Genomic DNA, 22566 nt, shown 5'->3' on the forward strand with positions numbered 1-22566 from the left:
TCCTTTCATTGCACGCGTCAGGGGCTGGAGAGCCGCCAGAAGGGTGAAACGGGGCCGACTCCGGCCCCCAGCGGATACGACTCCACGACGCACCGTTCGATGAACCGTTTCCCCTCGGCGACGGCGGTCGGGACGTCGGCCCCTTTCGCCAGCGAGGACGTGATCGCCGAAGCCATCGTGTCCCCGCCGCCGTGGGTGTTCCGGGTGTCGAAACGCGGACCGCTCAGCTCGACCCAGGATGCGCCGTCGGACAACAGGTCCACGCAGTCCTGGGCGGCGTCGAGATGCCCGCCCTTCACCAGCACCCACTCGGAACCGAATTCCAGCAACGCTTCCGCCGCCTCCCGCTGGGTCGCGGGCCCGGTGACGTCGACGCCGGTCAGCAGCCGCACCTCGTCCAGGTTCGGCGTGATCAGCGTGGCGCGCGGGAAGAGTTCGGTGCGGATCGCCTCCAGCGCCTCCTCGCGCAGCAACGCGTGCCCGGTCATCGAAGCGGCGACGGGGTCCACGACGAACGGCGTACCCGTCGAGCGTCCGATGTGGACCTCGTCGAGCGTCTTCGCGACGGCGTTGATGATCTCGGCCGTCGCGAGCATCCCGGTCTTCGCCGCGTCGACGCCCATGTCCGTGGCGACGGCCTTGATCTGGCCGGTGACGACGTCGACCGGGATCTCGCTGAACGCCTGCACCCCCAGCGAGTTCTGCACGGTGACCGCGGTCAGCGCGACCATCCCGTGCACGCCGTTGGCGAAGAAGGTGCGCAGATCGGCCTGGATGCCCGCACCGCCACCGGAATCCGATCCGGCGATGGTGAGGGCCGTCCTGGGCGTGGCTGTCACGGATTGACCACCGGCAGGTACACCTTGTTGCCCTGCTCGGCGAATTCGGTCGACTTCTCCGACATGCCCGCCTCGATGGCTTCCACAGTGGACAGTCCGTGTTCCTCGGCGTACTTGCGGACGTCCTGCGTGATGCGCATCGAGCAGAACTTCGGCCCGCACATCGAGCAGAAGTGCGCCGTCTTCGCCGGTTCCGCGGGCAGTGTCTCGTCGTGGTACGAGCGCGCCGTGTCCGGGTCCAGCGACAGGTTGAACTGGTCGTTCCAGCGGAATTCGAAGCGGGCCTTGGACAGCTCGTCGTCCCACTCCTGCGCGTACTGGTGGCCCTTGGCGAGGTCGGCGGCGTGCGCGGCGATCTTGTAGGTGATGACGCCGGTCTTCACGTCGTCGCGGTTCGGCAGGCCGAGGTGCTCCTTCGGCGTGACGTAGCAGAGCATCGCCGTGCCGTACCAGCCGATCTGCGCCGCGCCGATGGCCGAGGTGATGTGGTCGTACGCCGGCGCGATGTCGGTCGCGAGCGGGCCGAGGGTGTAGAACGGCGCCTCGCCGGTCAGCTTCTCCTCGAGCTCGACGTTCTCCTTGATCTTGTGCATCGGCACGTGGCCGGGGCCCTCGATCATCACCTGGACGTCGTGTTCGCGGGCGATGTGCGTGAGCTCGCCCAGCGTCTCGAGTTCGGCGAACTGCGCGCGGTCGTTCGCGTCGGCGATCGAGCCCGGCCGCAGGCCGTCACCGAGGGAGAAGGTGACGTCGTACTCGCGCAGGATGTCGCAGAGCTCGGCGAAATTGGTGTACAGGAACGATTCCTTGTGGTGCGCGAGGCACCACGCCGCCATGATCGAGCCGCCGCGCGAGACGATGCCGGTGACCCGGCGCGCGGTCAGCGGGATGTAGCGCAGCAGCACACCCGCGTGCACGGTGACGTAGTCGACGCCCTGTTCGCACTGCTCGATGATCGTGTCGCGGTAGACCTCCCACGACAGCTTTTCGGGCTCTCCGTTGACCTTTTCCAGTGCCTGGTAGATCGGCACGGTGCCGACCGGGACGGGCGAGTTGCGGATGATCCACTCGCGCGTCTCGTGGATCCGCTTGCCGGTGGAGAGGTCCATGATCGTGTCGGCGCCCCAGCGGGTGGCCCACACCATCTTGTCGACCTCCTCCTCCACGGAGGACCAGACGGCCGAGTTGCCCATGTTGGCGTTGATCTTCACCAGGAAGTTCTTGCCGATGATCATCGGCTCGGTCTCCGGGTGCTTGCGGTTGGCGGGGATCACCGCGCGGCCGCGCGCGACCTCGTCCCGCACGAATTCCGGCGAGCAGCGCTCGCGTGCCGCGATGTACTCCATCTCGCGGGTGATGACGCCCTGTTTGGCCCAGCCGAGCTGGGTGTTGTGCTCACGACCGTCGGCCCATCCGGCGCGCAGCCGATGGAGTCCACTGTGGACATCGATCTGCGCGTCGTCGTCGGTGTACGGGCCCGAGGTGTCGTAAACGTCGAAATGCTCGCCGTTCGAAAGATCGATCCGCCTCGCGGGGACCCGGAGACCGGATTCCGTCTGGTGATAGACCTTCCGGGAACCGGTGATCGGACCGGTGGTCACGGTCGGCTTGATGCCCTGGGCATTCTCAAGCGTCGTCAACGACGTTCACTCCCTACGCCGGCATTACCCGGTCAGGTTCATGCGGTCGGCGGCACCGGGTCCTCTAGAAAGACACCAGCCGCCCTCTCAGCCCGCCATGGCGCGAGCTCCCGCGGTTGTTTGGTTGTGCCCCGACCATGCCACGCCGGGGCCGCATCAATCAACCCGCCCTCGGGTGACGACTTGTCGACAGCGTTGACGGTTCACCGGTTCGGGTCCTGTGCGCGCCGGGGATTCACGACAGAATCCCGGAGGTTCTGCACCGTTACAGAAGTCTGGGGTGGATATGCGGAAACTCGTGCTCCCGGCACTGGCAGGCGTGGTGATCGCGGGGCTGGTCCCGGCGGTCGCCGAGGCCCAGGGAGGTGAGGCGCCAGGAGCGCCCGGCGCCCATCCGAGCTGGCTCCCGGCCGACAAGACCGGCTTCGGCACCGCCCGCGAACGGGCGAGCAACGTCTGGTTCACCCTGCAGGGCGGCCGGATGTCCGAGGTCTACTACCCGGATCTGTCGACACCCGGCGTGCGGTCGCTGGATCTCGTCGTGACCGACGGGACGAGCTTCGCGACCGTCGATTCGTCGGCCAAGGCCCAGCAGGTGCGCCGCACCGGCGGCCTCACCTACGAACAGACCATCACCGACGACCAGCGCCGCTGGAAACTCCGCAAGACCTACGTCACCGACCCGGCGCGCTCGAGTGTGCTGATCGACGTCGACTTCGTTTCGCTGACCGGCCGCCCGTACCAGGTGTACGCGGTCGCGGATCCCGATCTCACCAATGAAGGATCCGACGACTCCGCGCGCTCACAGGGTGCGAGCGTGGTCTCGTCGGATGCGAAGACGGCGGCCGCACTGGCGGCGGAACCGGCGTTCTCGCGGACTTCCGTGGGCTACGCGGGCTCCTCCGACGGCCTCACGCAGCTGACGAAAACCTTCAGCCTCAAGGATTACGCGACCGCGGCCAAGGGCAACGTGCTGATCACCGGGCAGACCTCCGTCGACGGTGTCCGCTCGCGTGACTTCACGCTTTCGCTGGGTATGGGCGCGAAGGACTCCGACGCGCTCGCCAGCGCGAAAGCCTCTCTGCGGCGCGGATTCGCCGACGCCGCCCGCGCGTACGACCGCGGGTGGAAGCAGTACCTCCGTCAGGTGAAGGACGCGCCGTCCTCCTTGAAGACCAAGCGGGAGCGCGATCTCTATCAGGCGTCCGTGCTCATGCTCGCGGCGAGCGAGGACAAGATCCACCAGGGGGCGCTCATCGCGTCGCCGAGCATGCCGTGGCGGTTCGGGAATAACGACCCGGAATGGTCGCCGTCGGGCACGTATCACCTGGTCTGGCCGCGTGACCTCTACCAGATCGCGACCGGGCTGCTCGCCGCCGGCGATCGCGACGCCGCGAACCGGTCGGTCGACTACATGTTCGGCACGCAGCAGCTGCCGGACGGGCATCTGCCGCAGAACAGCCACGTCGACGGCACGCCGTACTGGACGTCCATCCAGCTCGACGAGACCGCGTTGCCGATCGTGCTCGCGCAGCAACTCGGCCGTACCGACGCGAAGACCTGGCGCGGTGTGCGCAAGGCGGCGGAATTCCTGTTGTCCTACAAGGCGGACAACGGGCACGCGTCGCCGTACAGCCAGCAGGAACGCTGGGAGGAGCAGGACGGTTACTCGCCTTCGACGATCGCCGCGGTGATCGCCGGGCTGGTCTGCGCGGCCGACCTCGCCAAGGCCAACGATGCCGACGCCGACGCGGCGCGCTACCTCGCGACCGCCGACGCCTTCAAGGCGAAACTCGCCCAGTGGACGGTGACCACGAACGGCCCGCTGTCGAAGGACCCGTACTTCGTCCGGCTGACCAAGGACGGCGACGCGAACAACGGCACGAAGTACAACCTGGGCAATTCCAGCGTGACCATGGACCAGCGTGCGGTGACCGACGCCGGATTCCTCGAACTGGTGAGGCTGGGCATCTACCGCGCCGACGATCCGGTGATCACGAACAGCATCAAGGTCACCGACGCCGACATCGCGTTCACCACCCCGACGGGGCAGTTCTGGCACCGTTACACGAAGGACGGATACGGCGAGAAGGCCGACGGGTCGCCGTGGGACTACACGTTCCCGGCCGAAAGCCGGACCACCTTCGGGCGACTGTGGCCGCTGCTCGCGGGTGAACGTGGCGAGTACGACCTCGCCGCCGGTGACCGGGTTACGGCCGCGAAGCGGCTTCGCGACCTCGGGCGCGTCAGCAGCTCCGGGGACACGATGCCGGAGCAGGTCTGGGACGAGAACGCGCCTTCGGGGCGGCCGGGCTTCCCGGCGGGCACGCCGACCGCGTCCGCGACGCCGCTGGCCTGGACGCACGCCCAGTACCTCCGGCTCGCGTGGTCGGTGCAGGCCGGGAAGGTGATCGAGCAGCCGCGGGTCGTGCGGTGCCACTTCCTGGGGTGCTGACCCTCGCGTAAATGTCATGAAAGGGTCGTTCAGGACATCTTTCGTCCTGAACGACCCTTTCATGACATGCGCTGAGAGGGTCAGTCGTCGGAGGGCTGGGCCTCGGGCAGCCACGAGTTGCCCGGAACGCCCCATTTGTTCGACTTCAGCATCTTCTTCGCCGCGCGGGCGTGGCGTCCGACCAGCCGGTCGAGGTAGATGAAGCCGTCCAGGTGGTCGGTCTCGTGCTGCAGGCAGCGCGCGAGATAGCCGGTGCCTTCGACCTCGATCGGATTGCCCTCGACGTCGAAGCCGGTGACCTTCGCCCACGAAGCGCGCCCTGTCGGGTACGACTCGCCGGGCGCCGACAGACAGCCTTCCCAGTCGTCGTCCGGATCGGGCATCGTCTCCGGGATCTCCGACGTCTCGAGCTTCGGGTTCACCACGACGCCCTTGTGGCGCGTGCCCTCGTCGTCGGGGCAGTCGTAGACGAACACGCGCAGGTCGAGGCCGATCTGGTTGGCCGCGAGGCCCACCCCTTCGGCGGCGTACATGGTCTCGAACATGTCGTCGACGAGGGTGCGCAGCTTGTCGTCGAACTCGGTGATCTCCCGAGTCGGGTTGTGCAGCACGGGCTCGCCGGCGATCACGATGGGATGGACGGTCACGCGCGCAGTTTAGTCGGACCCTTCTGGTACACCCTTACCCGTGACGCGCCGACGCCGATACCGAGGCGGGGCGCCGCATCCGTGGTCTAATGGCGCCGCGGAATGACAAGCCTGTGGTTTCACGCCCGCCGAGCACTGACCTGATTGCGAGGAGTCGGATGGACGCCGCGGAGTCGATGGCTGAGCCCGACCAGCCGTCCCCGTCGGAGACCGTGAACGGCCTCAGCGAGCGCGAGCTCGACATGCTCGCGTTCGAACGTCAGTGGTGGAAGTACGCCGGCGCGAAGGAACAGGCCATCCGCGAACGCTTCTCGATGTCGTCGACGCGCTACTACCAGCTGCTGAACCGGCTGCTCGAGAAGACCGAAGCCATGCAGGCCGACCCGATGCTGGTGAAGCGCCTGCGCAAGACGCGAGCGGCCCGGCAGCGCAATCGCGCGGCCCGGCGACTGGGGATCGATCTCTCATGAGTCTGTTTTCGGGCCTGTCCCGGCCGATGAAGGCCGCCGGACTGGCCTTGGTCGGTGTCGCCGTGATCGCCGCCGTCATCGGCGGGATCACCCTGACCAGCGGCGGCGGTGACTCGGACACCGCGACACCGCCCGGCACCACGCCCACGTCTTCGGACGGCGCGACGCAGCCTTCGTCACCGGCGCCGGGCTCGCCTTCGGCCAGCACGCCGCCCGCGTCGTCGTCGGCGCCGCCGTCGAGCGCGCCCGCGAGCTCCGCGCCGCCGGCGAGCCAGCCGGGGCAGACCGGTCAGCCGGGCCAGCCCGGTGGCGACCAGCAGGCGTCGCACAAGTGGGTGACGGTGCGCGTCTACAACAACAGCACGATCCAGGGCCTCGCCGAGCAGGCCGCGAAGGATTTCCGCGCCTCGGGCTGGAACGTCTCCGAGGTCAAGGGCTACCCGGGCAGGCTCCCCGAGACGGTGGCCTACTTCCGCCCGGGCACCGACGAGGAAGCGGCCGCGAAGGCGCTGGCGCTGGAGTTCGGTTTCCGCGCCGAGCCGAGGTTCAAGGAGATCGAGAACATCGGCCCGGGCGTGATCGTCATCCTCACCAAGGACTACAAGACCAACGACAAGGACGGCTCCTAGCCGATCCGTGAAAGGGCCCTCTTCCTCGCGAGGAAGAGGGCCCTTTCACGTACTTCAGACCTGGGTCTGCGCGTACGCTTCCAGCGCCGCGAGCTGGGCCGGGTCGAGCGACGGACGCACGGCCTTGGCCGCCTTCGTCAGATGTTCGGCGGTGACCTCCTTGGCCTCCAGCGATTCCCGCATCGCGGTCAGCGCGGCCTCCCGGATCAGCGCCGCGCAGTCCGCCGCCGAGTAACCGTCCAAAGTGGCCGCATACGCCGCGAGGTCCACATCGGACGCGAGCGGCGTGTTCTTGGCGCTGGCGGCCAGGATGGCCTCACGGGCGTGCGCGTCCGGCGGCGGGACGTAGACGCGGCGCTCAAGCCGTCCCGGCCGCAGCAGGGCCGGGTCGACCAGCTCGGGGCGGTTCGTCGCACCGAGGACGACGACCTCGCGCATCGGCTCGACACCGTCCAATTCGGTCAGCAGGGCCGCGACGACGCGGTCCGACACGCCGGAGTCCGAGGACTGGCCGCGGCGCGGGGCGAGCGCGTCGATCTCGTCGAGGAAGATCAGCGAGGGCGCTGCCTCGGCGGCGCGACGGAAGAGCTCCCGCACCGCGCGTTCGGACTCGCCGACCCATTTGTCCATCAGCTCGGCGCCCTTGACCGCGAAGACGTTCAGCGCGCCGGTGCCCGCGAGGGCGCGGACCAGGAACGTCTTGCCGCCACCGGGCGGCCCGTACAGGAGGACGCCGCGCGGCGGATCGACGCCGAGGCGAGCGAACGAGTCCGGGTAGCGCAGCGGCCACAGCACCGCCTCGGTGAGCGACTGCTTGACGTCGGTCATGTTGCCGACGTCGTCCAGCGTCAGACCGCCGGTCGCCAGATTGTCCGAAGTGGACATCGAGATGGGGCGGACCGTGGTGAGCGCGTCGAGCAGGTCCTGCTGGGAGATCCGCGGCTCGTCGGCCTCACGCTGCCGCAGCGCGGCGCGGAGGGCGGCGTCACGGCGGAGCGCGATGAGGTCCGCGGCCACGAAGCCGGGGGTGCGCTCGGCGATCGGGCCGACGTCGACGCCGGACTCCAGCGGGGCCTCGCGGAGAAGCACGCGCAGCAGTTCCGTGCGGGTCTTCGCGTCGGGGAGCGGCAGGCCGAGTTCGCGGTCGAGCAGGTCGGCGGCGCGCAGCCTCGGATCGGTGGACTCGGCGCGGCCGGTGGTGGCGACCACGGCGAAACCCTTGTGGCGCAAGGCTTTGCGCAGGTCGTCGAGGACGACCGTCGCGAGCGGCGGCGGCTGGGACGCGGGCAGCAGCGCGTCGATGTCGGTGATCAGCAGGACGGCGGGGTCTTCGTCACGGGTGGCCTGCTCGATCGCCTCACGCAGGCGCGCGGCGGCGACGTTCGGTTCGAGGACGGCGATGTTCGGCGCCGCGAGCGACACCACCCGCACCTTCTCGGCCTGTGCCACGGCGCGGACGAGCGTCGCCTTCCCGACGCCTTCCGGCCCGGACAGCAGGACCCCGAGGTGCGCCGACGTCCCGAGTTTCGCCAGCAGCTCCGGGCGGTGGAAGGCCAGGTCGAACCATTCGGCGAGTTTGCGGGCGGCCGTTTCGGAACCGGCGAGGTCCGACAGGGGAGGCACGGTTTCCTCGGTGACCTCGTCGATCCGCTCGTCTTCGACGATCTCCGCGTCGATGAAATCCTCGTGCGGCGTGGCGGGCGTGCTGCGTACCAGCGTCGTCCCGGCGCGGGCAGGCGCGGCGGCGGGGGCGGCCTCGCCGGTGCGGGCGCCGTCACGCCAGCTGACCACAGTGGACGGTCCGACGGCGACCGGCCCCGATGGCTCGGTGGCGGTGACGGTGAGCAGCTCGTTCGTCCACGTCATGCCGATGGCGCGGGAAAGCTGACCACGGACCGCGGACACGTCGGAGCCCGGTGCGGGCGCGAGATCCTGGGGGAGCAGGGAAACGGCGTCGCCGACGGTCAGCACCTTGCCGATCAGGGCGAGCCGCAGGGTGTGCGGGGAGAGCGACACGCTCGCGATCCGAGAGCCCGCCACGGTGACCGTTTTCGCGGCCGACACCTCCGCGGGAGCGACGACCACCTCCGAACCTTCGGTCACGCCGAGGTTCGACATCGTGACGTCGTCGAGGAGGATCACGCCCGGGATCCCCTCGGCGTCCGACGGGGCGGCCAGCGCGGAGCTGACCCGGGCGCCGGTGACGCGGACGGCGTCCCAGGCCATCAGGCCGAGCGCGTCGAGGACTTCGGGGTGCAGCCGGACGACGCCGCGGCGGGAGTCCAGTGCGGACGGGGTGTGCCGGACGGTCAGCGTGATCTGGGGTGCGCTCACCCCGCCACCCTATCTACGCCGCCGCGCGGCGAGCCGCCGAAGTACATGATGGCCCCCTTCCTTGCGCTAGGCGCAAGGAAGGGGGCCATCATGTACTTCAAGACCGCCTGTCCTCAGGTTGTCCACAGTCCCACCCGCTTGTGGACAACTCCCGCCCTCGACCCTCGTTTCCCCCGGTCCCGTCGGACACCCCCGGTACGCTGGGCGCGGGGCCGTCCCCCAGGGACGGGCGGGGGCTGGGAGTGGGGTCAAGCCGGGTAAGTCAGCGTTTCCGCAGGCCGATCCGGCGCCATGAGCGGCGCCGCGGGCCCCGGCCGTTGTCCCGGTCCTTGTCGGTCGGGATGGTGCGCGGAGCGCGCGCGACGTGCTGTTCGCCGCGCTGCAGCCGGACCCGCTGAGCGGCGCCGGCCACCACGCGCCGCAGCGGCGGCCGCAGGCCGAGACGGCGGCGGCTCGAAGAACGCCGGATCGCGCGCCGTTCCCGCGGCGGCGCCATCCACGCCTCCGGATGCTTCGCCAGCCACCGGTGCCGGTACACCGAGTACGGGATGTGCGCCAGGTACAGCACCAGTGCGATCGCCAGCGCCACCAACGGGAACTGGATGATCGCGGCGGCCAGCAGGCCCACCCCGACCAGCAGCGGCGCGATCGCCTTGGGCGGCGCCTTCACCGTCTTCAGCGACAGCGTCGGGATCCGGCTGATCAGCAGCGCGGCGACGGCGATCGTCCACACCCACACCACGTACTGATGCGACCACCAGCCCTGCCCGAACTGCAGCTCCAGGATCAGCGGCAACATCGCCAGCAGACCACCGGCGGGCGCGGGTACACCGACGAAGAACTCGCCCGCGTACGGCGGCTGCTCGGTGTCCTCGATCAGCGTGTTGAACCGCGCCAGCCGCAGGATCATGCAGACCGCGAAGATCAGCGACGCCACCCAGCCGATCCGCTCGCCCTCCGCGTGCCAGACGTACAGCACCAGCGCGGGCGCGACACCGAACGAGATGCCGTCGGACAGCGAGTCGAGCTCTTGGCCCATCTTCGACGTCGCGTCCAGCAGCCGCGCGATGCGGCCGTCGAGACTGTCGAGCACCGCGGCGATCCCGATCGACGCGATCGCCATCGGATAGTTGCCGATCAGCGCGAACTGCACCGACGACAGACCGGCGCACAGGGCGAGCACCGTGATGGCGTTCGGCAGCAGCCGCACGCCGGGAGTGGTCACGCGGACCATGGATCAGCCTTCCGGGTGCGGCGCCGTGGGCAGCTCGGCGATCGGCGTCTCGCCGCCGATCGTGCGCTGGCCCTTCGAGACGAGAACCTTGCTGCCCGGCGGCAGATACAGGTCGACTCGCGAGCCGAAGCGGATGATGCCGTACGTCGCGCCGACGCCGACCTTGTCACCCTCGCGGATCTCACAGAGGATGCGCCGGGCCACCAGCCCGGCGATCTGCACCACGACGAGCTCGTGGCCGTCTTCGGTGCGCATGAGCACGGAGTTGCGCTCATTGTCGTCGCTCGCCTTGTCCAGGTCCGCCGACAGGAACTTCCCGGGCCGGTACGCGACCCGCTCGATCACCCCCGAGGCCGGGATCCGCTGGACGTGCACGTCGAACACCGACAGGAACACGCTCACCCGCATCCGCGGCTCGGCGGGCAGCCCCAGCTCGGGCGGCGGCACCGCCTCTTCGATCAGCGAGACCAGACCGTCCGCCGACGCGACCGCGAGGCCGGACTGAGCGGGCGGGACCCGCTTGGGCTCACGGAAGAACGCGGCCGTGGCGGCCGTCGCGAGCGCGCCGACGACACCGAGGCGCTTGGAGAACCGCCGCAGCACCAGCGTCGCGGCGAGACCGCCGAACACGAACGGCCTGCCGGCCGGGTGCATCGGCGGAACGGTCTCGCGGGCCAGCTTCACGGCGTGCGCGAGGGGATTACCAGTGGCTTCCGGCCGGTTGCCGCTCATTGGTCGGGTTCACCGCAGTTCGTGTCGGGGGGTCGGGACAGGAAGAGCCACCACGCTACCGCCCTGTCCGGAGACGGGCCGTGGCCTCCCCCGGAAGGGTTTCCCCGCGCCGGGTGGGAGGGGCCACATCCCGGTAACGGAAGGTCGAAATACGCGATAACTCTAGGTAATTGACGCCGATAGCAGACCTTGAGGACCCTCGAATGCCCGCCAGCCCGGACCCCGCAGGCGAGCGACTCGCCGAGCTGTTCCGCGCCTGGAAGAAGGACATTTCGGCGGCGCCGATGCCTCCGCTCGTCGACCCCGTCCGCGCCGTCTCCGTCATCGCCGAGGCACGCGCGTCCGGATGCATATGCCCCCCGACGGCACATGCACCCGGACGCGGCCACTGGAACTGAGCGAACATCCCACTCTAGTTCCCCGCGCTCCGATGATCACCGGTCGCGAGAAAACCGTTACCAACGGTCACTCCGTTGATCACCGCCGATACGAGTCGCTCCGCCCGGAGCCGCGCACCAGCCGCAGCAGGGCGAGCAGCACGATCGAACCGAGGATCGCGACGCCGAAGCTGGGGAAGTCGAACTCGAAGGTCCGTTCGGTGCCGGTGGCGAGCCGGTAGATGAAACCGCCCAGCGCCGCGCCGAGCACGCCGACCAGGATGCTGAACAGGCAGCCGCCGCGCCGGTCCGGGCCGCCCACCACGGCATTGGCCAGCCAACCGGCGATGGCGCCGAACACGATCCACGAGAAGAAACCCATGCCATCGAGGTTACCGACCCGGATGGAGTAGTGCACAAGGAGACTTGTGCAAGGGATCTTGTGCAACTACTGTTGTGCGTTATGGCCGATCGCGAAGTCCACGAAGTCCACGATTCGAAGGTGCTCGCCGCGATGTCGCATCCGCTGCGGCGCCGCCTGCTCGACGTCCTCCGCCTCGACGGCCCGTGCACGGCTTCCGTGCTCGCCGAGCGGACCGGGCAGGCCGTCGGGAACGTCAGTCACCACCTGAAGGTGCTGGCCGCGAGCGATCTCGTCGAGGAAGCACCGGAACTCGCCCGCGACCGTCGCGAGCGCTGGTGGCGCCGCGTGAGCTACGCGGTTTCCTGGTCGCCTTCGGACTTCCCCGACGACCCGGTCGCGGCCGCCGCCGAATCCCTCGCCCTCGAACGCCAGGTGTCCATGGCGCGCCAATGGTTCGCCGAACGCGACAGCTATCCGGAGGAATGGCATCGCGCCGCCTTCGCCACCGACAGCTGGGCGAAGATGTCGGTCGCCGAGCTGGCCGAGCTCGAACAGAAGGTCCACGAGCTGATCAAGTCCTACAGCGGCCGCGAGATCCCGGACGACGGCCAGGAACGCCGCCCCGTCTTCATCTCCACCCGCGTCGTCCCGGCCCGCCCGTGACCACCCGCGAACGCGGCGGCTTGCTGCGCTCCAGGGATTTCCGGCTGCTGTGGACCGGCGAGACGACCAGCGTGCTCGGCAGTTCCATCGCCGTCGTCGCGCTGCCGCTCGTCGCGGTGGTCACCCTGCAGGCGAGCACGTTCGCGGTCGGGCTGCTGACCGCGGCCGCCTGGCTGCCGTGGCTGCTGATCGGCCTGCCCGCCGGCGCCTGGGTCGACAGACGGCCGAAACGCCCGGTCATGCTGGTGTGCAACGGCATTTCCATGCTGGTCTTCCTCAGTGTCCCGGTCGCGGCGTGGTCCGGCCTGCTCACGATGACCCAGCTGATCGTCGTCGCCTTGGCGGGCGGCGTCGCGAAGGTGTTCTTCAACGTCGCGTATCGCGCGTACCTGCCTTCGCTGGTCGACAAGGAACAACTGCAGGAGGCCAACCAAAAGCTGCAAGGCAGCGAATCCGCCGCGCAGATCGGCGGACCGGGGCTCGCCGGGCTCTTGGCGCACTGGTTCGGCGCCGTCGCCGGGGTGTTCGCCGACGCCGTCAGCTTCGGGCTTTCCGTGCTGTGCCTGCGATCCATCCGGCACCGGGAGCCGGAGCGCCCGGCGAAGACGCGTTCACGGCTGCGTGACGAGATCCGCGACGGCCTCGTTTTCGTCGTCCGCGACCCGTATTTGCGTGTCCTGGCGGTCTTCGGCGCGATCTCGAACGTCGCGCTCATGGGCTACCAGTCGATCGAGGTCGTTTTCCTCGTTCGCGACCTCGGCGTGGGAGCGGGCGCCACCGGCCTCGTGCTCGCGCTCGCCGGCGCGGGCGGCGTCTTCGGCGCCGCGCTGTCGGGCAAACTCGCCGCGCGGATCGGCACCGCCCGTGCCTTCGTGCTCTGCGAGGCCTTCGGCGCGCTGATGATGCTGCTCGGCCCGCTCGCCAACGGCGGCTGGGGGCTCGCCTTTTTCGTCGCCGCCGGGTTCTCGCTCAGCGCAGGCGTCGTCGGTTCGAACGTCCTCAACGCCACCTTCAGGCAGCGCTACGTCCCGGCCGGGATGTTCGGCCGGGTCACCGCGAGTTCGTCCGTGCTCAGCTTCGGCGCGGTCGCGCTCGGCGGCCTGCTCGGCGGGATCCTCGGCGAGACGGCCGGCGTGCGGCAGACGCTGGGCCTGATGGCCGGACTCGAGGTGCTCGCCGTCTTCGCGCTGCTGTTCACGCCGATCGGCCGGTGCCGCGACTTCCCGACGGATCGCCTTTAGCCTGCGAAACGCAGGTCAGAGCAGGAGGACGTCCACCTCGTCGCCCTGCTCGGCCGAGTCCACGTCCTCCGGCAGCACGATCAGGCAGTTCGCCTGCGTGAACGACGCCAGCAGATGCGATCCCGGTCCGCCGCGCGGACCGACGATCCCGGTGACCTCACCTTCGGAATGCGTGTAGAAGCCCCGCCGGAACTGGCGCCGTCCGGCGGGGGAGGTCATCGCCTCGGTGAGCCGGGCCCGCACCTTCTGCCGGTCGATCCCGGCGTGCCCCATCGCCGCGAGCAACGCCGGCCGCAGGAACGCTTCGAACGACACGAGCACGCTCACCGGATTGCCCGGCAGCGTCACCACCGGCACGCCGTTCCAGCGTCCGCAGCCCTGCGGCCCGCCAGGCTGCATCGCGACCTTCCGGAACTCCACGCCCTGTCCGGTCAGCGCGTCCTTCACCACTTCGTACGCCCCCGCGCTCACCCCGCCCGAGGTCACCAGCAGATCGACCTCCGCCAGCCTCGGCTCGATCACCGAGCGGAACTCGTCCACGTCGTCGACCACACTGCGCACGACCTCGGCCTCGCAGCCGAGCGCGCGGATCGCGGACGCCAGCATGATGCTGTTCGACTCGTAGATCTGCCCGTGCCGCAACGGTTCCGGTGCGTCGACGAGCTCGGTCCCGGTGGACACCACGAGCACCTTCAGCGGCCGGTACACGGGAACCTCGGCGAGCCCGACGGCCGCCGCGAGACCCAGTTGCGCCGGACCCAGCACCGTCCCCGCGGAAAGCGCCACCGTGCCCTCGACGACATCCTCGCCCCGACGCCGGATGTGCGCGCCCAGGACAGCTGTCCTGAGAATCCGGACGTCTGTCACGCCGCCGTCCGTGTGCTCCACCATCACCACCGCGTCGGCACCGGGCGGCATCGGGGCGCCGGTCATGATCCGGTGCGCGGTGCCCGGCTCCAGTTTCGTGCTGTCGACCCGTCCCGCGGGGATGTCTTCGGCGACCGGCAGCGTCACGGGCACCTCCGCGATGTCCTCGGCGCGGACGGCGTAACCGTCCATCGCGGAATTGTCGAACGGCGGCAGCGAAACCCCCGCGCGGACGTCCTCGGCGAGCACGAGCCCGGCGGCGGAGGCGAGCGGAAGGCGGATGACGGGGGCGTTTCCGAGCAGGCCGGTGACGGTCTCACGGTGGGCGTCGACGGAGATCACCGGACCATCCTCCCGCCTCGGGCCCCGCATGCAAGACTCTGCGCGTCACAACGACCATCCGGGGAGAAGAAGACATGCAGGTTCAGATCCGTCACCAGCCATCGTTCGCGGTGGCGAGGCTCGTCCTCGCCCCGGGTGAGCCGGCGCAGGTCGAGTCGGGCGCGATGATGGCGACGAGTTACGGCGTGCAGGTCCAGTCCCAGGCGCAGGGCGGCATCATGAAGGGCCTCGGCCGCGCCTTCCTCTCCGGCGAGTCCTTCTTCATCTCCACCTACACCGCACCGCAGAACGGCGGCTGGGTCGACGTCGCCGCGAACCTGCCGGGCGACATGCAGATCATCAACCTCGACGGCCGCACCGGCTGGTGCGTCACGCGCGGTTCGTGGCTCGCGTCCTCCCACGGCGTGCAGACCGAGACCAAATGGGGCGGGCTCAAGAACCTCGTCGGCGGCGAGGGCGGCTTCCTGACGCACGCGACGGGACAGGGCCCGCTCGTCGTGGCCTGCTACGGCGCGCTGGAGACGGTCACCCTGCAGCAGGGCGAGGTGATCACCATCGACACCGGGCACGTCGTCGCGTTCGCGGACACCGTGCAGTACCAGATCCGCAAGGTCGCCACCGGTGTCATCCAGTCGATGAAGAGCGGTGAAGGCCTCGTCTTCGACTTCGCCGGTCCGGGCCAGCTGCTCACCCAGACCCGCAACCCGTCGGCGCTGTCCGCCTGGGTGATCGCCCAGGTCCCCTCCCGCTGACCGCATGCGGGTCCAGACGAGGCACACCCCGAACTTCGGGGTCGCACGCGTGCTGCTGTCCCCCGGCGAGGCCGTCCAGGCCGCCGGGGACACCATGCTGGCCAGCAGTTTCGGCATCACCGAAACCGTCCCGTCCCGCGGTGGTTCGCGGGCGGGCAAAGCGGCCCCGTCGGTGTTCAACGCACCGGAGGGCGGCGGCTGGATCGACTTCGCGCCGCTGGCCGCCGGCGACGTCTACCCGCTGGAGTTCACCGGCGGCGGGGGCTGGTGCGTGAGCCGGGACGCGATCCTCGCCCGGCCGTCGACCGTCCGGCACGACCCCGGCTGGGCGCCGCTGCAGAAGCTCTTCGGCGCCGATTCCGGTTTCCTGGAGCACTACAGCGGAAGCGGCCCGCTCGTGCTGGCCGCGCAGGGACCGGTCGACGCCTTCGAACTCACCGCGGGCGAACTCGTCACCGTGCGGCCGGACTTCCTGCTGGCCTATCCGGACACCGTGCAGTGTCGTCTCCGCGCGGTCGACCAGTCCGGCCCGCAGTCGGTGCGCACCGGCGAAGGGCTCGCGCTGGACTTCGCGGGACCAGGACGCGTCCTCGTGCAAGCGCGCAATAGGCGGCTTTCCCACGGATGACCTTGGGACGAATTGAGCATTGCCGACGCCGGTAATTCGGGTAGCGTGAACTGCACTCGAAACCGCCGGCCGGGGCAGAGAAGGCCGACGGATCCTGTGCTGAGGGAGTGCGCCGTGGCAGTCGGCACCGTCAAGTGGTTCAACTCGGAAAAGGGCTACGGATTCATCGAATCCACCGAAGGGCCCGACGTCTTCGTCCACTACTCGGCCATTCAGGCCGACGGATTCCGGACGCTCGACGAGGGTGACCGCGTGGAATTCGAAGTCCAGTCCGGCCGTGACGGGCGGAGTCAGGCCGCGGACGTACGCAAGGTCTCTTAAAGAGACTTCGGGCGACCCCCGGCGGCGCCCGGAACTGGCGCGTTAGGCTTCGCTGCGTGACAGGCGATGAGTCGGGGGACCTGACGGGTCGTCGGCTGGGCAACTACCGCATCGACGGTGTGCTCGGCAAGGGCGGCATGAGCGTGACCTACAAGGCCACGGACGTGCGGCTCGGACGCAAGGTGGCACTGAAGGTCATCGGTGATCACCTCGGGGCCGACGCCGAATTCCGCGAACGCTTCGTCGACGAGGCGCGGAACACGTCCGCGATCGACCATGCCAACGTCGTGCCCTTGTACGACTTCGGCGAGCTCGAAGGCATGCTCTACATCGCCATGCGGATGGTCGACGGCGGCGACCTCGCCGGGCTGATCTCCGGCGGCCCGATCGCGCCCGCCCGCGCGCTGAACATGCTCGACCAGGTCGCCGACGCGCTCGACACCCTGCACAACCGGGGTCTCGTGCACCTCGACGTCAAACCGGCGAACGTCCTGGTCACCAGCAAGGAGACCTCGCGTGAGCACGTCTACGTCGCCGACTTCGGCCTGACCCGCCGCGGCGCCACCGGGCACCGGACCCGCGGCGGCGACTTCCTCGGCTCGCCGACGTACGCGGCGCCCGAGCACCTGCGCGGCGAGCCGCTCGACGGCCGCACCGACCAGTACGCGCTCACCTGTGTCCTCTACGCCTGCCTGACCGGCAGCCCGCCCTTCAAGGGCGACGTGCAGACGGTCATCAAGGGGCATCTGAACGGCGAGCCCCCGGCCATCTCGCGGATCGTCGGCCTGCCTGCCGGGATCGACGAGGTCGTCCGGAAGGGAATGGCGAAGAATCCCGCCGATCGCTACCCCAACTGTGTTGAGATGATCGCGGCCGCCAGGCGCGCGCTCGGTCCGCTCGCGACTTCGAACGAGCCGCCCGGGCAGGCGGCGGCCGCGACCGTCCAGCAGGCGGTACCGCAGCAGGCGCCACGGCAGAACACGCCGCCACAGGGAGAGGGGGGCCCCGTGCACCCGTACGGAGGACAGCAGCCCGGCTACGGCCAGCAGGGACCGGGACCGCAGGGTCCCCCGCCGCAAGGCCCGCCCCAGCAGGGCCCGCCGCCCGGTTACGGCCCGCCGCCGCAGGGTGGCTTCCAGCAGCAGGGCGGTTTCCAGCAGGGCCCGCCCCCCGGTTACGGCCCGCCGCCGCAGCAGCAGGGCGGTTTCCAGCAACAGGGTGGCTTCCAGCAGGGCCCGCCGCCCGGTTACGGCCCGCCGCCGCAGCAGCAGGGCGGTTTCCAGCAGCAGCCCAAGAAGGGCGGCGGCGCGAAGTGGATCTGGATCGTCGTCGGCGCCCTCGTGGTCGCGGGCGCGATCGTCGCCGCGATCTTCATCTTCAGTGATTCGAGCGGCGGGAACGGCCCGCAGACCACCGCGCCGAACATCCCGGTCGGCCCCGGCGGCTCCCAAACGCAGGGTCCCGGCTCGTCGTTGAAGCCGCCGCCGTCGTCGATCCCCATCAAGCCGAGCAACTGACGAGCTGAGCCGAAGGACGCTTTCACCGCATGAGATGTGGCGAAAGCGTCCTTCGCCGCGTCTTATGCGGGCATGGTCCGCCTTCGGCGACGCCACCGCGCTGACCTGCGGTTCTTGCACTCTCCCCAGGAGAGTGCTAAACACGACATTGGCACTCGACGCCGTCGAGTGCCAGGCGGAGCGGTCACCGACCGTTCGCCTGAAGGTCGGGACGGTGAGGCCGCACCCTTGATCGGGTGGGTCGTCCGTCGCGGGCACCGAGCCTGGCCGAGGAAGAGTCCTGCCGCCGCGCTGTAGTAGGCGTGCGGCGGCGCCCAATACCGGAGGACCACACCGCAATGGCCAAACTGATCGCGTTCGACGAGGACGCCCGCCGCGGTCTTGAGCGCGGCTTGAACACCCTCGCCGAAGCCGTCAAGGTGACCCTCGGCCCGCGGGGCCGGAACGTCGTGCTCGAAAAGAAGTGGGGCGCGCCGACGATCACCAACGACGGTGTCTCCATCGCCAAGGAGATCGAGCTCGAGGACCCGTGGGAGAAGATCGGGGCCGAGCTCGTCAAGGAAGTTGCCAAGAAGACCGACGACGTCGCGGGTGACGGCACCACCACCGCCACCGTGCTCGCCCAGGCTCTCGTCCGCGAGGGTCTGCGCAACGTCGCCGCCGGGGCCGACCCCATCAGCCTGAAGCGCGGCATCGAGGCGGCCGTCGAGGCCATCACCGAGCAGCTGCACAAGGCCGCCGTCCAGATCGAGACCAAGGAGCAGATCGCCGCCACCGCGTCGATCTCCGCCGCGGACCGCACCATCGGCGAGCTCATCGCCGAGGCGCTGGACAAGGTCGGCAAGGAAGGCGTCGTCACCGTCGAGGAGAGCAACACCTTCGGGCTCGAGCTCGAGCTCACCGAGGGTATGCGCTTCGACAAGGGCTACATCTCCGGTTACTTCGTGACCGACCCGGAGCGTCAGGAAGCCGAGCTCGAGGACCCGTACGTCCTGCTCTTCGGCTCCAAGATCTCCACCGTCAAGGACGTTCTGCCGCTGCTGGAGAAGGTCATCCAGTCCGGCAAGCCGCTGCTGATCATCGCCGAGGACGTCGAGGGCGAGGCCCTGGCCACCCTCATCGTCAACAAGATGCGCGGCACCTTCAAGTCCGTCGCCGTCAAGGCGCCGGGCTTCGGTGACCGCCGCAAGGCGATCCTGCAGGACATCGCGATCCTGACCGGTGGCCAGGTCATCTCCGAGGACGTCGGCCTCAAGCTGGAGAACGCGGACCTTTCCCTGCTGGGCAAGGCGCGCAAGGCCGTCATCACCAAGGACGAGACCACCATCGTCGAGGGTGCGGGCGACGCCGACCAGATCCAGGGTCGCGTCAACCAGATCCGCGCCGAGATCGACAACTCGGACTCGGACTACGACCGCGAGAAGCTCCAGGAGCGTCTGGCGAAGCTGGCCGGCGGCGTGGCCGTCATCAAGGCCGGTGCCGCCACCGAGGTCGAGCTGAAGGAGCGCAAGCACCGCATCGAGGACGCGGTGCGCAACGCCAAGGCCGCCGTCGAAGAGGGCATCGTCGCCGGTGGTGGCGTCGCTCTCATCCAGGCCGCCGAGGCCGCCTTCGCCGGTCTGAAGCTCGAGGGCGACGAGGCCACTGGTGCCAACATCGTCAAGGTCGCCGTCGAGGCGCCGCTCAAGCAGATCGCGATCAACGCCGGCCTCGAGGGCGGCGTCGTGGCGGAGAAGGTCAAGTCCCTCCCGCAGGGCCACGGCCTCAACGCCGCCACGGGCGAGTACGAAGACCTGCTCGCGGCCGGCGTGCCGGACCCGACGAAGGTCACCCGCTCCGCGCTGCAGAACGCCGCTTCCATCGCGGCGCTGTTCCTGACCACCGAAGCCGTCGTGGCGGACAAGCCGGAGAAGGCCTCGGCCGCTCCCGCCGACCCGTCCGGTGGCATGGGCGGCATGGACTTCTGAGTTCGAGCCTGTAGCACCACCGGAAAGCCCGGACGCGCCTCGCGCGTCCGGGCTTTTCCTTTGCCGTGGGTGGCGATTCGTAGGTCGAACGTGGCGTGATCGAACCCTGTCGCGCAGGCCGTCTTCACCGACTTCGCGATGAGCCTGCCACCCTGGACGGCGGGGTTGCGGACCGACGTGCGAGCTCACCCCGGTGCGGAGTGTCCACAAGGGACACCTCGCGCCGATTGGGTCATGATGTCCGGTCCCGGTGGAGGTCGTGAGTGGTAAAGAGGGTATTGAGGGGTAAGGCAAACGTGGCGCGTTGCAGGCCAAGGGCTCACTTGCCGGATCTGACGCACCCCGCAACCGTCCACAAAGGACGTCAATCCAGCCATTCGCGTCCGATTTGGGCGCTTTGCGCGGGCGTCGTGAGTGAAAATGATCGCTCTAACCCTCTTTGCCGCTCACGACCCTCGCGATAAACGGACATCACGACACCAAGCGGGCATGCGATCGGCGCGTGTTGTCCCTTGTGGACACTGTGTGCCGGGTGAGCCCCCACGTCAGTCCGGAACCCCTGTCGTCCAGGGCGGCCATTCCGTCGCGAAGACAGCCCCCTGTGTGACAGGGTTCGATCACGCAATGTTTGCCTTTCCCCTCAATAACCCGAAAAGCCACTCACAAGGCTTGAAGGACCAAGGCCTGGCTCGCGCTGTGATCTGGGTCGATTTGCTGGCGTGGCACCGAACTCACGCGAGTTACGCCTTCACGGACTTCGGACCGGTAGCTACCGCTGCCCGTCCACCGCGTACTTGCCGCCTTGCTTCCGGCGGTCCGTCTCGTACGGATCGGTGGAGTTCGGCTCCGAAGTCTTCCTCGGCTCGAGGCCCGTCCGGTCCGTGCCGCCGGCCTCCTTGCCCGCGCTTTCCCTTTCGACCGTTTCGGGATTGGGGTCGATCTTCCCCCGGTCCTTGTTGGCGCTTTCCCAGTCGGCGAACATCTTCTTGAGGTCGTCCGAGAGCTCGCCATCGATTCGCGCGTAGGCCTCGGCTGCCTTCCTGAGCTGCTCGCCGGCCAGAAGGAACCGGGCGCAGCTCGTCCTCATGAACTGTTCGACGGCGTCGCGGATCTCCAAAGTCGTGTCGTCGCCCGTGCACGTCTGCTCGTCACGGCCCGCGAGATGCCGGTCGGCGCCGTCGGCCTCGGCCAGAATCCGCAGCTGTACCGAATAGGCGTCGGCCGCTTCGAAGCAGGTCTGCGCCACACGCAGCAGGAAGTGGACCTCGACCCTGACCCCTTTGTACTTCGCGCGGTCGGTCTGGTTCGGCAGCGTGTTCGCGGTGAGGTCGTAGAGCTCCAGCTCGTAGCTGTGCACCCCCGCGATCGCCTTCTGCAGGGCCAGGACGTTCGCGCCGAAGTCGGCTTCGAGGCCGGACAAGGCGTTGTGCTCGTCCTGGATCGAGGTGGTGAGCTTCTGCAGGATGTCCTGGAGGGACATGGCGTCCTGCTCGACGGTGAGTCCCTTGATGATCCCGCCGGCGAAAACGGCCAGGTCGAGGACGGCGCCGACCGGGCCGAGGACCTTCCCGCCCGCCTCGTCGACGGTCTTCACGACCTTGCTGAGTTTCGCCCCCGCGGACAGCAGATTGGTCGCGATCCCGTGGAGTGTTTTCGCCCCGTCGACCTTCTCCAGGATCGAGTCCGCGGTGAAGACCTTGAGGGTGACCTTTTCGTCCAGCTTCTTGGTGGCCCAGTTGAGCCGTTTGACGATGTTGAGCCGGGTCGCCTGGATCGTCGCGGCGCGGGTGGAATATAGCGTGGACAGGCTGGCGAGGATGAGCGACTGGTGCGCCATGGTCGGCGCGATCGAGGCGAAGAATCCTTCACGGAAGGCCTTGGCGGCGAGCCCGGTCCACTCGATGAACCATTCCTCGTTCGCGCTGGTCGAACCGGCCAGCCATTCGACGTTCCGGACGACCGCGCCCTGACCGAGAAGCTCGGCCACCCGCCCGTTCTTGTCCTCGAAGCCGAGATTGCCGGCGACGTTCAGGAACGTGTTGTGGGCGGCCTCCAGCTTCGCGAGGTCGGGCCCTTCCAGCTGCGGGACGAACTTGGCGACCTCCTGCCGCCGGTTCCAGGCCAGCCGCTCGATCTGCGCCAGGTTCCGTTCGACATGGCACTCGACGTACTTCTGGGTCTGCGGGTTCCAGCCGTCGCAGTGGACGTCCTTGTAGTGCCCGTGCAGGCCGTCCATGACCCAGGTGAGGTAGCCGCACAAGTCTTCGCCGTGCGACAGATGGCCGTACGATTCGGCTTGCCACTGCCAGGCCCAGGGCTCCGTCGAGCACGGGACGGCCGGCGAGAGCTTCGCCATGGCGTCGACGGCGTCTTCCATCCAGCGCTTGGTGAGCGCCTGGCAGAAGTCGTCCAGCGCGCCTTCGAGCATCCGCTTGTACTCGCTGAGGCTCAGATACCCGGCCATGGAGACCCCCGCTTCCCACTCCCTGTGACAAAGTCAGGGGAAGTGTAACGGGGTAGCCGTGATCCCGCGGCCGAAAACCGGAA

At 69.0% G+C, this 22566-nt stretch carries 19 protein-coding genes; 10 read left to right on the top strand and 9 right to left on the bottom strand.

The features are described 5' to 3' along the window. Positions 1–17: 17 nt before the first annotated feature. Both thiD and thiC read right to left on the bottom strand, forming a co-directional pair. Positions 18–839 (bottom strand): bifunctional hydroxymethylpyrimidine kinase/phosphomethylpyrimidine kinase, encoded by an 822-nt coding sequence (gene thiD, locus ACSMFO_RS08225; RefSeq protein ID WP_436457803.1) that lies wholly within the window; start codon positions 837–839, stop codon positions 18–20. Beyond that, positions 836–2479, bottom strand: a complete 1644-nt coding sequence (gene thiC, locus ACSMFO_RS08230; protein WP_436457805.1) for a phosphomethylpyrimidine synthase ThiC — start codon at positions 2477–2479, stop codon at positions 836–838. The genes thiD and thiC overlap by 4 nt, the downstream gene beginning before the upstream one ends. Positions 2480–2765: 286 nt before the next feature. Here thiC and ACSMFO_RS08235 point away from each other — a divergent pair, with 286 nt between their 5' ends. Continuing rightward, complete coding sequence (locus ACSMFO_RS08235; RefSeq protein WP_436457807.1) at positions 2766–4934, top strand: glycoside hydrolase family 15 protein; 2169 nt, start codon at positions 2766–2768, stop codon at positions 4932–4934. Positions 4935–5014: 80 nt separating this feature from the next. On the opposite strand, the gene ACSMFO_RS08240 is transcribed toward ACSMFO_RS08235, so the two are convergent. Continuing rightward, positions 5015–5581, bottom strand: a complete 567-nt coding sequence (locus ACSMFO_RS08240; RefSeq protein WP_037335552.1) for a peptide deformylase — start codon at positions 5579–5581, stop codon at positions 5015–5017. Between the two features lie 158 nt (positions 5582–5739). On the opposite strand from ACSMFO_RS08240, the gene ACSMFO_RS08245 reads away from it, so the two are divergent. After that, the gene (locus tag ACSMFO_RS08245; protein ID WP_005160574.1) at positions 5740–6051 is read left to right on the top strand and encodes a DUF3263 domain-containing protein; all 312 of its coding nucleotides are present in this window, start codon (positions 5740–5742) and stop codon (positions 6049–6051) included. Continuing rightward, positions 6048–6680 (top strand): LytR C-terminal domain-containing protein, encoded by a 633-nt coding sequence (locus tag ACSMFO_RS08250; protein WP_084098007.1) that lies wholly within the window; start codon positions 6048–6050, stop codon positions 6678–6680. The genes ACSMFO_RS08245 and ACSMFO_RS08250 overlap by 4 nt, the downstream gene beginning before the upstream one ends. A gap of 54 nt (positions 6681–6734) precedes the next feature. On the opposite strand, the gene ACSMFO_RS08255 is transcribed toward ACSMFO_RS08250, so the two are convergent. The 4 genes from ACSMFO_RS08255 to ACSMFO_RS08270 all read right to left on the bottom strand — a co-directional run bounded on the left by ACSMFO_RS08255 (position 6735) and on the right by ACSMFO_RS08270 (position 11739). Further along, positions 6735–9014, bottom strand: coding sequence for an AAA family ATPase (locus ACSMFO_RS08255; RefSeq protein ID WP_436457809.1), 2280 nt, complete (start codon positions 9012–9014; stop codon positions 6735–6737). 262 nt (positions 9015–9276) lie between these two features. Next, positions 9277–10248, bottom strand: coding sequence for a CDP-diacylglycerol--serine O-phosphatidyltransferase (gene pssA, locus ACSMFO_RS08260; RefSeq protein WP_038507805.1), 972 nt, complete (start codon positions 10246–10248; stop codon positions 9277–9279). A 3-nt stretch (positions 10249–10251) separates the two neighbouring features. After that, positions 10252–10980, bottom strand: a complete 729-nt coding sequence (locus tag ACSMFO_RS08265) for a phosphatidylserine decarboxylase (RefSeq protein ID WP_038507807.1) — start codon at positions 10978–10980, stop codon at positions 10252–10254. A gap of 477 nt (positions 10981–11457) precedes the next feature. Further along, a complete protein-coding gene (locus ACSMFO_RS08270) occupies positions 11458–11739 on the bottom strand; it encodes a GlsB/YeaQ/YmgE family stress response membrane protein (protein WP_436457812.1) in 282 nt (93 codons plus the stop codon). 81 nt (positions 11740–11820) lie between these two features. Here ACSMFO_RS08270 and ACSMFO_RS08275 point away from each other — a divergent pair, with 81 nt between their 5' ends. Both ACSMFO_RS08275 and ACSMFO_RS08280 read left to right on the top strand, forming a co-directional pair. Further along, on the top strand, positions 11821–12384 hold the full coding sequence (locus ACSMFO_RS08275) for an ArsR/SmtB family transcription factor (protein WP_037335572.1): 564 nt from the start codon (positions 11821–11823) through the stop codon (positions 12382–12384). Then, a complete protein-coding gene (locus tag ACSMFO_RS08280; protein ID WP_436457813.1) occupies positions 12381–13625 on the top strand; it encodes an MFS transporter in 1245 nt (414 codons plus the stop codon). Before ACSMFO_RS08275 ends, ACSMFO_RS08280 begins: the two co-directional genes overlap by 4 nt. Positions 13626–13640: 15 nt before the next feature. Here the strand turns inward: ACSMFO_RS08280 and moeA are convergent, their stop codons facing one another. Next, complete coding sequence (gene moeA / locus ACSMFO_RS08285; RefSeq protein ID WP_436457815.1) at positions 13641–14834, bottom strand: molybdopterin molybdotransferase MoeA; 1194 nt, start codon at positions 14832–14834, stop codon at positions 13641–13643. Positions 14835–14908: 74 nt separating this feature from the next. Here moeA and ACSMFO_RS08290 point away from each other — a divergent pair, with 74 nt between their 5' ends. The 5 genes from ACSMFO_RS08290 (at position 14909) to groL (ending at position 20019) form a co-directional block, all read left to right on the top strand. Further along, the gene (locus ACSMFO_RS08290) at positions 14909–15586 is read left to right on the top strand and encodes a TIGR00266 family protein (protein ID WP_038507816.1); all 678 of its coding nucleotides are present in this window, start codon (positions 14909–14911) and stop codon (positions 15584–15586) included. Positions 15587–15590: 4 nt separating this feature from the next. After that, on the top strand, positions 15591–16214 hold the full coding sequence (locus tag ACSMFO_RS08295; protein WP_436457816.1) for an AIM24 family protein: 624 nt from the start codon (positions 15591–15593) through the stop codon (positions 16212–16214). A 114-nt stretch (positions 16215–16328) separates the two neighbouring features. Next, positions 16329–16535, top strand: a complete 207-nt coding sequence (locus ACSMFO_RS08300) for a cold-shock protein (RefSeq protein WP_005164266.1) — start codon at positions 16329–16331, stop codon at positions 16533–16535. Positions 16536–16591: 56 nt separating this feature from the next. Beyond that, on the top strand, positions 16592–18052 hold the full coding sequence (locus ACSMFO_RS08305) for a serine/threonine-protein kinase (protein ID WP_436457818.1): 1461 nt from the start codon (positions 16592–16594) through the stop codon (positions 18050–18052). A gap of 338 nt (positions 18053–18390) precedes the next feature. After that, positions 18391–20019, top strand: coding sequence for a chaperonin GroEL (gene groL, locus ACSMFO_RS08310; protein ID WP_037335595.1), 1629 nt, complete (start codon positions 18391–18393; stop codon positions 20017–20019). Positions 20020–20788: 769 nt separating this feature from the next. On the opposite strand, the gene ACSMFO_RS08315 is transcribed toward groL, so the two are convergent. Next, a complete protein-coding gene (locus ACSMFO_RS08315; protein WP_436457820.1) occupies positions 20789–22483 on the bottom strand; it encodes a hypothetical protein in 1695 nt (564 codons plus the stop codon). Positions 22484–22566: the final 83 nt, after the last annotated feature.

This window comes from Amycolatopsis sp. w19, from assembly GCF_051373225.1.
Taxonomy (GTDB): domain Bacteria; phylum Actinomycetota; class Actinomycetes; order Mycobacteriales; family Pseudonocardiaceae; genus Amycolatopsis; species Amycolatopsis japonica.